The sequence below is a fragment of the Anaeromyxobacter sp. Fw109-5 genome, assembly GCF_000017505.1.
Classification (GTDB): domain Bacteria; phylum Myxococcota; class Myxococcia; order Myxococcales; family Anaeromyxobacteraceae; genus Anaeromyxobacter.
Window position 1 is genome coordinate 4,098,809 of the sequence record NC_009675.1, and the last position, 12,639, is coordinate 4,111,447.

At 74.8% G+C, this 12,639-nt stretch carries 13 protein-coding genes; 7 read left to right on the forward strand and 6 right to left on the reverse strand.

Going from position 1 to position 12,639, the window contains the following annotated elements; genetic code table 11:
- Positions 1–12: 12 nt before the first annotated feature.
- On the reverse strand, positions 13–240 hold the full coding sequence (locus tag ANAE109_RS17935; protein WP_012098299.1) for a hypothetical protein: 228 nt from the start codon (positions 238–240) through the stop codon (positions 13–15).
- Positions 241–422: 182 nt separating this feature from the next.
- Between ANAE109_RS17935 and ANAE109_RS17940 the strand changes: the two genes are divergently transcribed.
- Positions 423–902 (forward strand): CoA-binding protein, encoded by a 480-nt coding sequence (locus ANAE109_RS17940; protein WP_012098300.1) that lies wholly within the window; start codon positions 423–425, stop codon positions 900–902.
- Between the two features lie 9 nt (positions 903–911).
- Here the strand turns inward: ANAE109_RS17940 and ANAE109_RS17945 are convergent, their stop codons facing one another.
- The gene (locus ANAE109_RS17945; RefSeq protein WP_012098301.1) at positions 912–1,580 is read right to left on the reverse strand and encodes a hypothetical protein; all 669 of its coding nucleotides are present in this window, start codon (positions 1,578–1,580) and stop codon (positions 912–914) included.
- A 284-nt stretch (positions 1,581–1,864) separates the two neighbouring features.
- Here ANAE109_RS17945 and ANAE109_RS17950 point away from each other — a divergent pair, with 284 nt between their 5' ends.
- The 4 genes from ANAE109_RS17950 (at position 1,865) to ANAE109_RS17965 (ending at position 6,230) form a co-directional block, all read left to right on the forward strand.
- Positions 1,865–3,232, forward strand: a complete 1,368-nt coding sequence (locus ANAE109_RS17950) for a DEAD/DEAH box helicase (RefSeq protein WP_012098302.1) — start codon at positions 1,865–1,867, stop codon at positions 3,230–3,232.
- Between the two features lie 76 nt (positions 3,233–3,308).
- Positions 3,309–3,590 carry a pyrimidine/purine nucleoside phosphorylase gene (locus ANAE109_RS17955; RefSeq protein WP_041449386.1) on the forward strand — a complete coding sequence of 94 codons (282 nt, stop codon included), beginning with the start codon at positions 3,309–3,311 and terminating at the stop codon, positions 3,588–3,590.
- Positions 3,591–3,669: 79 nt separating this feature from the next.
- Complete coding sequence (locus tag ANAE109_RS17960) at positions 3,670–4,905, forward strand: SMP-30/gluconolactonase/LRE family protein (RefSeq protein ID WP_143828013.1); 1,236 nt, start codon at positions 3,670–3,672, stop codon at positions 4,903–4,905.
- A 221-nt stretch (positions 4,906–5,126) separates the two neighbouring features.
- Positions 5,127–6,230, forward strand: coding sequence for a CotH kinase family protein (locus ANAE109_RS17965; protein WP_158305912.1), 1,104 nt, complete (start codon positions 5,127–5,129; stop codon positions 6,228–6,230).
- 155 nt (positions 6,231–6,385) lie between these two features.
- Here the strand turns inward: ANAE109_RS17965 and ANAE109_RS17970 are convergent, their stop codons facing one another.
- The 4 genes from ANAE109_RS17970 to ANAE109_RS23660 all read right to left on the reverse strand — a co-directional run bounded on the left by ANAE109_RS17970 (position 6,386) and on the right by ANAE109_RS23660 (position 10,204).
- Positions 6,386–7,234 (reverse strand): acyl-ACP desaturase, encoded by an 849-nt coding sequence (locus ANAE109_RS17970; protein WP_012098306.1) that lies wholly within the window; start codon positions 7,232–7,234, stop codon positions 6,386–6,388.
- 90 nt (positions 7,235–7,324) lie between these two features.
- Positions 7,325–8,347 carry an endonuclease/exonuclease/phosphatase family protein gene (locus tag ANAE109_RS17975; RefSeq protein ID WP_012098307.1) on the reverse strand — a complete coding sequence of 341 codons (1,023 nt, stop codon included), beginning with the start codon at positions 8,345–8,347 and terminating at the stop codon, positions 7,325–7,327.
- Positions 8,348–8,404: 57 nt separating this feature from the next.
- Complete coding sequence (locus ANAE109_RS17980) at positions 8,405–9,124, reverse strand: DUF4253 domain-containing protein (protein WP_012098308.1); 720 nt, start codon at positions 9,122–9,124, stop codon at positions 8,405–8,407.
- A gap of 210 nt (positions 9,125–9,334) precedes the next feature.
- Entirely contained in the window at positions 9,335–10,204 is an 870-nt protein-coding gene (locus ANAE109_RS23660; RefSeq protein WP_049768628.1) for a hypothetical protein, read from the reverse strand.
- A gap of 149 nt (positions 10,205–10,353) precedes the next feature.
- Here ANAE109_RS23660 and ANAE109_RS23665 point away from each other — a divergent pair, with 149 nt between their 5' ends.
- Together ANAE109_RS23665 and ANAE109_RS17995 are read left to right on the forward strand one after the other, a co-directional pair.
- The gene (locus ANAE109_RS23665; protein ID WP_012098310.1) at positions 10,354–11,169 is read left to right on the forward strand and encodes a hemerythrin domain-containing protein; all 816 of its coding nucleotides are present in this window, start codon (positions 10,354–10,356) and stop codon (positions 11,167–11,169) included.
- A gap of 14 nt (positions 11,170–11,183) precedes the next feature.
- Complete coding sequence (locus ANAE109_RS17995; protein WP_012098311.1) at positions 11,184–12,482, forward strand: App1 family protein; 1,299 nt, start codon at positions 11,184–11,186, stop codon at positions 12,480–12,482.
- Positions 12,483–12,639 lie beyond the last annotated feature (157 nt).

Here is a 12,639-nt window from a genome sequence, read left to right on the forward strand (position 1 = left end):
CGGCGCGGCCTCTCAAGCCGGCGGCGGCGGGAGCCCCCGCGCGCTGCGGACGTGGAGCTCGTCGATCTCGAGCGTCCCCACGCGCGCCTCCTTCACCGCGAGCTTGCGGATGGCGAGCGCGGCGATGGCGACGCCGCCCACCGCGAGCGCCCCGAGGCTCGCGGCGCCGAGGGCGAGCGCGAACGTCGCCCGGCCGAGGTCCTTCCTCCTCCCCCACTCCCGCCCCGCTCGACGCCCCATCCCGTCCTCCCGCGCCGCCGTCGCCGCGATCGCAGGATGGGGCCGGCGGCCGGAGGTGGCTCGGCTGGCCGGTCGCGTGGGGAGCCGCGCCACGCCGCGCACCGCGGCGAGGCACCCCGCGAGACCGGGGACCCGCCCGAAAGCCAGGTGAGATAGCGTGAGGGGTAGGAACGGAGGGTGTCATGCGTGGGATCGCGCTGGATGCCGCCCGCGAGTTCCTGGCCCGCAAGCGCATCGCGGTGGTCGGGGTCTCGCGGAACGAGAAGGACTTCAGCAGGGAGGTGCTCCGCGCCCTCGTGAAGGCCGGCTACGACGCCGTGCCGGTGAACCCCGCGCTCGAGATGGCGGAGGGCCGGACCTGCTATCCGCACGTGCAGGACGCGAAGCCCCCGGTGGAGGCGGCGCTGCTCCTCACGCCGCCGGCGCAGACCGAGGAGGTGGTCCGCGACTGCGCGCGGGCCGGCGTGCGTCACGTGTGGATGCACCGCGGGATGGGAGCGGGTTCTGCGAGCGCGGAGGCGCTCCGGTACTGCGACGCCCAGGGGATCTCGGTGGTGACGGATCTCTGTCCGTTCATGGCGCTCCAGGGGAGCGGCTTCCCGCACGGCCTCCACGCGCGGCTGCGCACGCGCTTCGGGCGGCCGCGCCTCGCGACGGCGTGACGTGACGGCTCAGGGCGCGGCGGCGCGCGGCGGGCCACGGCGCGCCGCGGCGAGCGCCTCCGCTCGCCGGCGGATGCCCATCAGCTGGGCGCGCACCATGACCAGCTCCTGCGGCTCGATCACCGCCACCAGGGCCGCGCTGCGCAGGCCCGGGGCGGCCGTGGCACGGACGCGAAGCACGAGCCGGGTGGCCTCCTCGTCGACCGGGTACAGCCCCCAGGACTGCGTGACCAGCACCTCGCCGTGCACGATGCGCAGGACGAGGGAGCGCTCCCGCTCGACCGCGTGCACCGGCCACCCCGCCGTCCCGCCGATGGGGATGACGTCGCCCGGCCGGAGCTCCTGCCACTCCGGGAGGATACGCTCCGCGCTGGGCGCCTCGATGACGCCGAGCAGCCGGTCGAGGAGATCGAGGCTGTAGAGCCCGCCGCGGCCGTTCCCCATCTGCACGATCCACGGCCAGATCTCCTCCGGCCTCGCGCGGATGGTGATCCCACGGGTGGTGACGTGGCGGGGAGCCGGCACGAGCTCGTCGCCGGGCATCGGCCGGCGCACCTCCTCGCCGGTCGCCCCCCATGTGCGCATCCACGGCCGGACGAACGCCGCCCAGCCCGCGATCGCGGCGGTAGGCACGGCCACGAGGAGGCCGGCGCGTCTCAGCGTCGAGCGTGCGCTCATGAGCAGACGCTACAGCCCCGGGGGCGCCGGCGTCGCGGAATGCTCGGCGTCCCCCGTCCCCGCCCCGATCCGGGGAGGCAGGGCCCGCCTGCCCGGCTCCCGGGCGAGCGATCGCTTGCGTTGCCGGATCGCGCGCGGACGGGTATACCTCGCGCGGCCGTTTCGTTCGTACCGCGCCCCATCGGTCTCGCCGGAGCTTCCGGCCCGCGCGGTCCCCCCGTTCTACCCGGCCTCACTTCACGGCGCGCCGCGAGTCGCCGCGCGCCGCACGCGAGGAGCACCTGTTGTCGACGACGTCTTTCGCCGAGCTGCACCTTTCCCCCGAGGCGCTCGCCGCGCTGCGGCGCGCCGGCTTCGAGCACCCCACGCCCATCCAGGCCCAGGCCATCCCGCCGGCGCTCGCCGGCAAGGACGTCATCGGCACCGCCGCCACGGGCACGGGCAAGACGGCGGCGTTCCTCCTTCCTCTGATCGACCGCCTCGCCGGCAAGCCCGGCACGCGCGCCCTCGTGCTCGCGCCGACGCGCGAGCTGGCCCTGCAGATCGGCGAGGAGCTGGAGCGCTTCGGCCACGCCCGGCGCGTGCGGGGGGCGGTGATCATCGGCGGCGTCGGCATGGCGCAGCAGGCGGAGGCCCTCCGGCAGAAGCGCGAGATCGTCATCGCCACCCCCGGCCGGCTCGTCGACCACCTCGAGCAGGGCAACGCGCGCCTCGACGGCATCGAGGCGCTCGTGCTCGACGAGGCGGACCGGATGCTCGACATGGGGTTCAAGCCGCAGCTCGACCGCATCCTGCGCCGGCTCCCCAAGCAGCGCCAGACGCTCCTGTTCTCCGCGACGATGGCCGGCGAGGTGGCGGACTTCGCCCGCGCGCACCTGCGCGACCCGGTCCGCGTGGAGGTCGCGCGCAGCGGCACCACCGCCGCGCGCGCCGAGCAGCAGGTGTTCCTGGCGGATCAGCACGAGAAGCTCCCGCTCCTGCTCACGCTGCTCGAGCGCGACGGCGACTCGACCCTGATCTTCACCCGCACGAAGCGGCGCGCGGACAAGATCTGGAAGCACATCGGCCGCGCCGGCCACAAGGTCGCCCGCATCCACGCCGACCGCTCCCAGGCGCAGCGGCGCATGGCGCTCGACGGCTTCAAGGACGGCACCTACCGCGTGCTCGTCGCGACCGACATCGCCGCGCGCGGCATCGACGTGGCCGAGATCGGCCACGTCGTGAACTTCGACCTGCCCCACGTGCCGGAGGACTACGTCCACCGCGTCGGGCGGACGGCGCGGGCCGCCGCGAGCGGCCGCGCCTCGAGCTTCTCCGCGCCGGACGAGCGCGACCTCCTGCACGCCATCGAGCGGCTCACGCGCGCGGTGCTCCCGCGCGCCCCGGTGCCCCGGGACGCGGAGACGTTCCAGTCGGAGCTGAAGCGCGCCGCGGCGGCGCAGGCGGACCCGGGGCCGGCCCAGCCGCGCCACCGGACCTCGCAGCCCGCGGCCCCGCGCGCTCGCCGGCGCGCCGAGGCTCGCCCGCAGCACGCCGTGCGCTCGAAGTCCGGCGGCGCCTCCGCCGCCGGCGGAGCGGGCGGAGAGGGCGGTGGGGGCTCGAAGCCGCGGCTCGTCGGGTCGTGGAGCGGCGGCTCCAAGCGGCGCCGTTGAGAGGCGGCGAGGGCGGCGACGCCGCTCCGGCCTTCCGCGCTTGAACGACCGGCCGCGCCCGTGCTCGAATCCCGCCATGCTCAAGCACAACACGTACTTCGAGGGCGGGGTCCAGAGCGTCGGGTTCGAGCGGAACGGCCGCCGGCACACCGTCGGGGTCGTCGACGCCGGGGAGTTCCACTTCGCGACCGACGCCGCCGAGCGGATGACGGTCGTGTCCGGCGAGCTCTGGGCCAAGCTCCCCGGCGAGGCCGCCTTCCGGCCGTTCGCGTCGGGAACGGTCTTCGAGGTGCCGGCGAAGAGCGGCTTCGAGGTGAAGGCCCTCGCGCCGGCGGCGTATCTCTGCGAGTTCCTCTAGGACCGCGCGGGCGCTTCGCGCCGAGTCACATCTCGCCCGAACGCGACTCATTCCAGGGCCGACCTCCCGCGAGGTGCCCGTGATCGCGACCGCCCGCGCCGTCCTGCTCCTGCCCCTCTTCGTCACCCTCGCCTGCCGCCACGGTACGACCGCCCCGGCGGCCGATCCTGCGGGGACTCGACTCGACGCGAGCGACGCGGATCCCGGCAGGCTGTACGTGCGGGCATGGAGCCAGAACGGGGGCGGCGATGCGGACGGCGCGCTCGCCACGCTCCGCCAGCTCGACGCCCGCGGATGGGACGTCCCGCTCGACCCGCGCGACTTCCCCGGCCTCGCCGATCGCGCGGAGTGGCGCGCGATCGCGGAGCGGGCGGCGGCCCGGGCGCCGCGCACGGCCCAGGCGCCGGTCGCGGTCACCCTGCAGGAGCCCGGCCTCGTCGCCGAGGGGATCGCCGCCGATCCCCGGGACGGGGCCCTGTACGTCGGGAGCATCCGCCTGCGCAAGATCGTCCGCGTCGCTCCCGACGGGACGGTGCGCGACGCGGTCCCGAGCGCGACGGGCGGGCTCGGGCGCGTCCTCGGGCTGAAGATCGACGCCGAACGCGGGCTCCTCTGGGCCGCGGCGAACCGCGGCGACGCGGGGACGGCAACCGGCCGGGGCACCGTATCGGGCGTTTACGCGTTCGACCTCGAGACCTGGGCGCCCGTCCGGGCGGTGACCATCGACGGTGCGGGGCACCTGCTCAACGACGTGGCTCTCGGCGCCGACGGAACCGTGTTCGTGACGGACAGCGAGGCCGGCGCGGTGTACCGGCTCGTCCCGGGCGCGAGCTCGCTCGCGGAGGTGGTCGCCGAGGGGACCTTCGTCTACGCGAACGGGATCGCGTTCGCCGAGGGGCGGCTCCTCGTCGCCGACGCCCTCGGCCTCTGGGAGGTGAACCCGCAGGGTGGTGGTGGCGCCCCGCGTCGCCTCGCCGGGCCGCCCGGCTTCCCGCTCGGCGGGATCGACGGGCTCTCGGCGCAGGGGCGGACGCTCGTCGCGGTGCAGAACGGGCTCGGCACCCCTCGCATCGTCCGGCTGGAGCTCGCCGCCGGCGCGGGGCGCGTGGAGCGCGCCTGGGTCCTCGAGGCCGCGAACCCGCTCTGGCACCTGCCGACGACCGGCGCCCTCGCGCGAGGGGCCTTCCTCTACATCGGCAACAGCCACGTGGACGGCTGGAAGGACTCGACGATCGATCCGGCCGGCATGGTGGAGACGAGGCTCCACAGGCTGGAGATCGCGGTGGACGAGCCCGCTCGCGCCCCCGCCCCCTGACACCCTGGGCGTGTCCCCAGGACGCGGCGCGCCGTCGAGCTGTGCGCCGTCACCGCCCACGCTGGGTGAGGATCCATCCCGTCACTGTCGACCGGGCGGGCGCATGACCAACTCGTCGGTGCATGAACACGCCGGGAACCGGTCCCTCGGGGTCCGCTCGTTCGTACGCCTTGCTCGCAGTGGTCGGCGCGGTGCTCGGCTGCAGCGACGCGTCCTCTCCCATGGGCGCTCCGACGCTCGACCCTCCCTTCGTGCAGCCGCCGGGAGAGCCGCCCCCGCCCCCACCCTCCACGGTCAGCTATCCGCTCGCGTGCGCCGACCTGTACGCGGACGGCGCGTTGCCGACGTTCGAGATCGAGATCTCGGAGGCCGACTGGGCCGCCCTCGAGCAGGATCGCCTCGAGGGCGAGGAGATCTACTACCCGGTGGTCTTCCGCCACGAGGGCGAGGTCGTGACGAACGCGATGATGCGGCTGCGCGGCGGGAACTCGCGCTGCGGCGACAAGGCCCAGTTCGCGATCGCGTTCAACCAGGTCGACCCGCGCGGACGGTTTCACGGGCTTCGCCGCCTGAACCTGGATCACGGCGGCTGCCGGCTGCTGCACGAGCGGCTCGCGATGTCGTTCATGCGCGACCTGGGAGTGCCGGCGCCCTGCGTGAACAACGCGCGGCTCGTCGTGAACGGCCGCTACTACGGCCTGTTCGTCAACCTCGAGCACGTGAACCAGGACTTCCTCGAGCGGAGCTTCGGCGAGGAGGGAGACGACGGCAACCTGTACAAGGGCGGCCTGTATCTCCGCACGAACGAGCAGGCGGCGGACTACTCCGGGCTCGAGGCCTATCGCTCGGCCCCCGACGTCGCGTCGCTCGCGGCGCTCGCCGACCTCGAGGCGTCGATCCGGGAGTGGGCGGGCGAGGCGGTGCTGCCGGTCCACGACAACTACTGGAGCGACGGCTGGAACTACTACCTGTACGACCACCCCACGCGTGGCTTCCTGTTCATCCCGAACGACATCGACATGCCGTTCACGACGGCGGCGTCGCAGCCGATCCTGCCGGCCGCGCTGCAGTACCCGGCCGGCATGGTGCTCGCGGATCCGGTCTGGCGGGCACGCTTCGACGAGGCCGTCCGGCGCGCGATCGCGGCGTACGACACCGACGCGTTCGACGAGCGAATCGATCGCTGGTGGGCGCAGATCGCCGGCGCCGCCGCGGAGGACCCGCACGCGATCTACACCGCCGGCGACGCGGAGGAGCTGAGGTGGAGGGTCCACGTCCGCCGAGAGTGGCTCCTGGAGGTCGCCGACGATCCCGCGGCGTGGTAGCGGCTGGTTCTCGTCACCATCCCGAGTCAGCGACGGTTTCGCCGGGAACGTGCCCCTCGTCCCGAGCGTACCTGGGGCGACGCGCACGAGGCGGAGACGGACCGCCGCCGCGGACCCCGGCCGCCGGAGTTGCGACGAACGATCAGAGCGTTCGGCTAGGCCATCGCCGGCCGCGCGTCGCCCGCGCGCGCCTTCCGGAACCGGTTGAGATCGCGGACCGTCTCGAACGTCTCCCCGAACAGCGCCGAGAGGCTGCGCAGGATCGCGCGCACCACGCGCTGCTCGCACTCGGCGTCGAAGCGCAGCTGCTCGTCGAGCCAGCGCTCCAGCCACTCCGGGTCGGGGAGGCGGCTCTGGACGGTGTCGTTCGGGAACAGCGCGCGGCTCACGTGCAGGTTGGTGGGGTGGAGCGGCTTCCCGCCCCGCCCGCCGCTCGCCATGAGGACGCCGATCTTCGCGAACGCCGCGCGCGCCGTGTCTCCGTCGCGCTCGAGCGCGCGGCGCATGTACTTCAGGTACGCGCCGGCGTGACGCGCCTCGTCCTCGGAGACGAGGCCGTACACGTGGCGGATCACCGGCTCGGCGTGCCACGCCGCCGCGCGCCGGTACCACTGGGTGAGCCGCACCTCCCCGCAGAAGTGGAGCATCAGCGTCTCCAGCGGCGGCGCCGGATCGAACTCGAAGCGGACGGCGTGGAGCTCGTCCTCGGTGGGCAGGAGCTCCGGGCGAAAGCGGCGCAGGTACTCCATGAGCACCAGGGCGTGCTTCTGCTCCTCGTAGAACCAGATGGACATGAAGGCGGAGAAGTCGCTGTCGTCGCGGTTGTCGCGCAGGAACATCTCCGTCGCCGGCAGGGCCGACCACTCCGTGATGGCGTTCATCTTGATGGTGAGCGCCTGCTCGTCGCTCAGCGCCGCGGGCTCGAAGCGATCCCAGGGCACGTCGTCGGCGAGGCTCCAGCGGGCGCGCTCCAGCGAGCGGAAGAGTTCGGCGTACAGGGGCATCTCGGCTCCTCGTCGAGGGGAGCCAGGGAGGTAAGGAGCCCGTGTCTCGGTCGTGTCACGGCGCCCGCCGGGTCGGGCCCGGCGGCGCGATCACGGCCCGAGCTCGAGCGTCGCCGCGACGCCGGCGTGATCGGAGGGCCAATGGCCGGCCTGGAAGCTCGCCGCCTCGGCGCCGAGGAGGGCGATCGTGCGGGCGGTGAAGCCGCGGTGCAGGATCAGATCGACGCGCTGGGTCAGCGCGGCGGCGGGATCGTCGACCTGCTCGCGGCAGCAGGTGAGACCCGGGCCGGCGCCGGCCTCCCAGGCGTCCCGGAGCCCGACGGGCCCGCTCACCAGGAGCTCGTACGCAGGATCGCCCGGCGCGGAGTTGAAGTCTCCGACGAGGACCACCGGCAGGTCCGACCCGGCCACGTCGACGAGCTCCGCCGCCTGCGCCGTGGAGACCGCCTCGACGGTCTCGAGGTGCGTGCTCACGAACCGGAAGCGCCCACCGTCGAGCTCGACGTCCACGCTGGTCCACGCCCGCGGGATCCGCGAGGACCCGCCGCCCGGGATGGGGAGCGGCAGCTGCAGCCCGGCGTCGAACCTGCCCGAGCGCGGGTTCGAGACCGCGAGCCCCTCGCGCGCGAGGATCACGTCGCGGTCGGTGAACCGGTACGCCGCGCGCGCGCCGGGGAGCGTGGCGTCCGAGGCGGCGGCGACGACCGCGAGCGCATAGGGCGCGCCGAGGATCCGCAGCTCGTCGAGGACGAGCTGCGCGAGGTCGTACGCGACGGCCGCGCTCCCGTCGCGCGGCTCCGAGCGCCAGAGCGCCGCCTCCTGGAGCCCCACCAGGTCGGGCCGCGCCGCGGCGATCCCGGCGGCGACCGCCCGCATCCGCCCGGCGGGGTCGCTCGCCTCCATCTCGGCCCACACCTCGTCGATGGCCCTGGGAATGTCCGCGGGCGCCGCCGAGGTGACGCGATCGAACCGGCCGCCGTGCAGGACGTTCCACGTCACGAGCTCGACGGTGACCGGCCCCGCCGGTCCGCCGGGTGCCTCCCCGCCGCCGTCGCCGCAGGCCGTCGCGACCAGCGCGACGGCGAGCGCGAGCGCCTTGAAGCCGTCGCGCATGGCCCCCTCGCTCGCTACCTGCGGGGGCCGGATCGCCGGCGCATGGCCAGCGCGGGGTCAGTCCCAGATCAGGTACAGCGTCCGGTGCTTGCCGATGAGATCCGTGAGCCCCGCGATGGGGTTCGTGTGCCCCGCGACGAGGTCGGGCGCGATCTTCGCCGCGCGCCGCGCGATCGCCTCGGGGTGCTTCGGCGCGCGCAGGAACTTGCCGGCCACGTAGTCGGGCCCGATCTCGAACAGCTCGAACGCCTCCTCGCGCTCGAGCGCTGAGAGCCACGACACGACCTGCGCGTTCGTGACGCCGCGCTTCGGCCCCGCCGTCCCCATGCGACGGATCACGGCGCGCTGGTCGCCGGTGGCGAGCAGGCCCACCATGTCCTTCTCCCCCTCGAGGCCAAAGCTCCGCTCGTACCGGAACAGGAACACCCCCGCCTTGCGGAAGGTGGAGTGGCTGCCGGTGAGGAGCCGCTCGGCGACGCGGGGATCGACCGCGAAGGCGCGCCCCTCGGCAAAGGCAATGGGGGCGGCGTCGCTGTCGATCGTGCCGCCCTTCACCCCCACCGCGTCCTCCACGAGCTTCACCGCCGCCTCGAAGCTCTTCGGGGCCGGCAGGACGATCGGACCGTCGACGGCGACCGCGTCGGGAGCGCCCGCGGGCACGGCCGGCTCGGCGAGGGCCCCCAGGGGGGAGAGCGCGAGCAGCAGGGCGGCACCGACCGGAGGAATGGGCGAGCTCGAGCGCGCACGCGGCGCGCGGAACCACTTCGATGGCGTCATCACGGCTCCCCCTCCCCCGAGGTTCAGCCGATGGTATGCGGCCGAGTGTCGCGCGGCAAATTCGCGCCCGTGCACCGCGAGCGTCGTACAGCGCCTGACATCGGGCGTTGTCGCGCGGAGGCGCTCGGAACACGGGAGGAAGAGCCCGGGCGCCGTCGCGGAAGCGGGCGCTCTCGGGCCCTCGCCTGGGAGTGCAGGGGCGCGGTGGAGCTACCGCGGGCGCCAGCCCGGGGGCGGCTCGGCGAAGCCGCGGCTCTCGCGGAACGGCTCGGCGGTCTCGCGCAGCCAGGCGTCGTCGCGCGCCGCCCAGCGCCCGTCCACGTCGATTCCGAGCGCGAGGAGCCCCCGGCGATCGTCGTAGAGGAGGGTGAGCACGGCGGCGGGCCGCGCGCTCGCGCGCTCGAAGTGCACGGTTCGGACGTGGGACGCGTGCTCCTCCCCGAACTCGGTGCCGAGCCCGGACCGATCCTGCGGCCGCGGAGCGGCCTCGGCGCGCGCCTCGCCGGGTGCCGACGGCGAGGAGCGGTGCTTCTCGTCCGGCGCACCGGCGCGGCCTTCCTCCGGGGAAGGCGCGACGCGGCGGGGTGGCGCGAGGCGCGCCGGCTCGCGCTCGGGGAAGACGGCGACGCCGATGACGCCCACGTCGCGGGCGTCACCCTTCAGCGCCGCGTACGAGCGCGGCACGCTGGAGAACCGGAACGCCGCGACCGCGGCGTCGCTGAGGCGGAACCCGTCGATCGCCGCCTCCCCGCCGGCCTCGAGGAGGTATCCGCGCTTGGCCCAGGAGGCGGGGCGCCCGTCGATGACGTCGCGGCCGTCCACCGACACGACGACCTCGGCGCGCCGGCCGGTCTGGTTCCGGACGCGCACGAGGTACCTCTCGCCGAGCGCGCCGAGGACGTACGTGCGACCGCGGTGCGTCCAGGTCGGCAGCACGTTGCCGAGCTCGTCGGTGAGCTCGACGAAGTACGGGCCGTGCCGGGCCGGCCTCTCGACCGGACGGGCGGGATGACCCGCGGCGGCGGTGGACGTGAGGCTGGCGAGCAGCAGGGCGGCGAGGGCGTGGATGCGGACGTGCATGGGCATTCCTCCTGCGAGGGGGGAACGGGCGAGCGGCTGAAAGGATCTGAGGGCCCGCAGCTGCGCCTTTCGTCCCGCTGGCAGTCGCCGGCGCTCCCCCGACCGCATGACGCGTTGCGTCCCGCCGGGCAGGTGTGGAGATTCGCGGGATGGCCACGTCCATCGATGCAGTCGGCGTCCTGGAGCGCGATCACCGTGACCTCGAGGAGCTCTTCCAGGCCTTCGAGCGCTCGGGGAGCGCCGCGCGGAGGAAGGAGCTCGCGGCCCGCATCGTCCGCGAGCTCTCCATCCACGCCTCCCTCGAGGAGCAGCTCGTGTACCCGCGCATCCGGCGCGTCGACGATCGCCCCGCCGGAGCGGCGGGCCGGCGAGGCGCGTCGAAGGAGCCGCAGGTCCTGGTGGCCCTCGAGGAGCACCACCTCGCGAAGGTGGCGCTCGCGGAGATCGCGAGGCTCCCGCCCGGCGACGCCCGCTTCGACCCGAAGGTGCGCGTCCTCATCGCGAGCGTGCGGCGCCACGTCGAGGAGGAGGAGCGAGATCTGCTGCCCGCGATGGCGCGGGCCTATACGCCCGAGGAGCTGCAAGAGCTCGGGACGGCGCTCGACCGCGCGCGGCGGATCGCGCCCACGCGGCCGCACCCGACCGCGCCGGACGAGCCGCCCGGCGCGTTGTTCGCCGGGCTCGCCGCGGGAGCGTACGACCGGAGCCGCGACGGCATCGCGCAGCTCGTCGAGCTGACCGCCGACGTCGCGCGGCAGCTCGCCGACGCGGCCCTGCGCCGGGGCGAGGGCGCCGTGCGGCACGCCCGCGAGCGCTTCACGCGCCAGCTCGGGGAGGCGCGCGCGGAGCTCCAGCCGGCCGCCATCGAGCGGCGCGTCCGTCGCGGCGCCCGGCGGGGGCAGCAGCGGGCCGGCGAGGCGGTCGAGGAGGCGGGCCGCGCGCTGCAGTCGGCCTCGCTCCACTGAGCGTCGCGCCCTCGATGGCTCGCGTCCGGTCCCTCGCCCGCCGGATCACGCTCCGCGCCGCCGCCGCGGCGCGGGCCGTGCGCAACCGCGCCTACCTCTCCCTGGGCGGCCCGGGGTCGATGGAGATCGTCGCCTACCGGGGCTACGGGGGCGAGGATCGACTGCACGTGAAAGGACGGGTCCTGGCCGACAAGGGGATCCGCCCTGGCCGCGCCGACGATCGCCTGTGGCACGACCTGCGCAACATGCGGAAGCGCGTCCTCTCGCGGCCCATCCCGCACGCCCGGCTCGTGGCGACGTTCCAGGGCCGGAGGCTCGAGGCGAGCACCGACGACCTGGGCTACTTCGACCTCTGGATCCGCCCCGACGGACCGCTCGCTCCGGGACGGAGCTGGGTGGAGGTGCCGCTCGAGCTCGTGGCGCCCCTGAACCGACGCCAGGGGCCGGTGCGGGCGACGGCGCAGGTGCGCGTCCCCGGACCGCGCACGCGCTTCGTCGTGGTGAGCGACATGGACGACACGGTCGTGCGCACCGGCGCGACGAGCGTGCTCTCCCTGCTGCGCGAGTCGTTCACGGGCAACGCGTACACGCGCGTGCCCTTCCCCGGCGTCGCCGCGCTGTACCGCGCCCTGCGGGCGGGCGCAGGGGGAGACGAGGAGAACCCGCTGCTCTTCGTCTCCCGCAGCCCCTGGAACCTCTACGACCTGTTCCAGCAGTTCCTGCAGCTCCACGAGATCGACGAGCGGCCCGTCGTCTTCCTGCGCCGGTGGGGCCTCACGGAGGAGGGCCTGACGCTCGCCGACGTGAAGGGGCTCAAGTACACGCTCATCTCGCAGATGCTGGAGCTCCACGCCGGGCTGCCGTTCATCCTCGTGGGGGACAGCGGTCAGAAGGATCCGGAGATCTACCGCGAGGTGATCCGCGCGTATCCGGGGCGCGTCCTCGCCGTCTACGTGCGCAACGTGAGCCGCGATCCGGCGCGCGCCGAGGGGGTGCGGGCGCTCGCGCGCGAGGTCGCGGCCCAGGGATCCACGCTGATCCTGGCCGCGGACTCCGTCGAGATGGCGCGGCACGCGGCGAGGAACGGCTGGATCGACCCGTCGGCGGTGTCCGCCGTCGCGGGAGAGCGCGCGGTGGAGCGCGAGTCCGGGGGGCGCGTGGACGAACGTCCGGCGAGGCACGTGGGCGGGCCCGACGCAGCGGGGACCGAGGCGGCGGTGCGCGCCGGCGCCCTCGACCGCGAGCTGGAGGAAGCCGAGCGGGAGCACGCGCCGGTGGTGGTCGAGGCGGAGCACCGCGACTCCCCGCGCTGACGCGCGCCGCGGGCTGCCGACGCGGACCCACCCGCGGGTGCGCCGTCGCACCTCCGCGCCCTTGTGACCCGCCGGCCAGCGTGCGAGGTTCGCGCTCGCCCCCTCGTCTGCCTCCGCGAGCCTCGAGGAGACGAGGGCGGGACTCGCCACGCCGGTG

Bases quoted from the DNA above. Each gene is read 5' to 3' on its own strand.
- ANAE109_RS17935 (WP_012098299.1), bottom strand. From the start codon at position 240: ATGGGGCGTCGAGCGGGGCGGGAGTGGGGGAGGAGGAAGGACCTCGGC.
- ANAE109_RS17940 (WP_012098300.1), top strand. From the start codon at position 423: ATGCGTGGGATCGCGCTGGATGCCGCCCGCGAGTTCCTGGCCCGCAAG.
- ANAE109_RS17945 (WP_012098301.1), bottom strand. From the start codon at position 1,580: ATGAGCGCACGCTCGACGCTGAGACGCGCCGGCCTCCTCGTGGCCGTG.
- ANAE109_RS17955 (WP_041449386.1), top strand. From the start codon at position 3,309: ATGCTCAAGCACAACACGTACTTCGAGGGCGGGGTCCAGAGCGTCGGG.
- ANAE109_RS17965 (WP_158305912.1), top strand. From the start codon at position 5,127: ATGGGCGCTCCGACGCTCGACCCTCCCTTCGTGCAGCCGCCGGGAGAG.
- ANAE109_RS17970 (WP_012098306.1), bottom strand. From the start codon at position 7,234: ATGCCCCTGTACGCCGAACTCTTCCGCTCGCTGGAGCGCGCCCGCTGG.
- ANAE109_RS17975 (WP_012098307.1), bottom strand. From the start codon at position 8,347: ATGCGCGACGGCTTCAAGGCGCTCGCGCTCGCCGTCGCGCTGGTCGCG.
- ANAE109_RS17980 (WP_012098308.1), bottom strand. From the start codon at position 9,124: ATGACGCCATCGAAGTGGTTCCGCGCGCCGCGTGCGCGCTCGAGCTCG.
- ANAE109_RS23660 (WP_049768628.1), bottom strand. From the start codon at position 10,204: ATGCACGTCCGCATCCACGCCCTCGCCGCCCTGCTGCTCGCCAGCCTC.
- ANAE109_RS23665 (WP_012098310.1), top strand. From the start codon at position 10,354: ATGGCCACGTCCATCGATGCAGTCGGCGTCCTGGAGCGCGATCACCGT.
- ANAE109_RS17995 (WP_012098311.1), top strand. From the start codon at position 11,184: ATGGCTCGCGTCCGGTCCCTCGCCCGCCGGATCACGCTCCGCGCCGCC.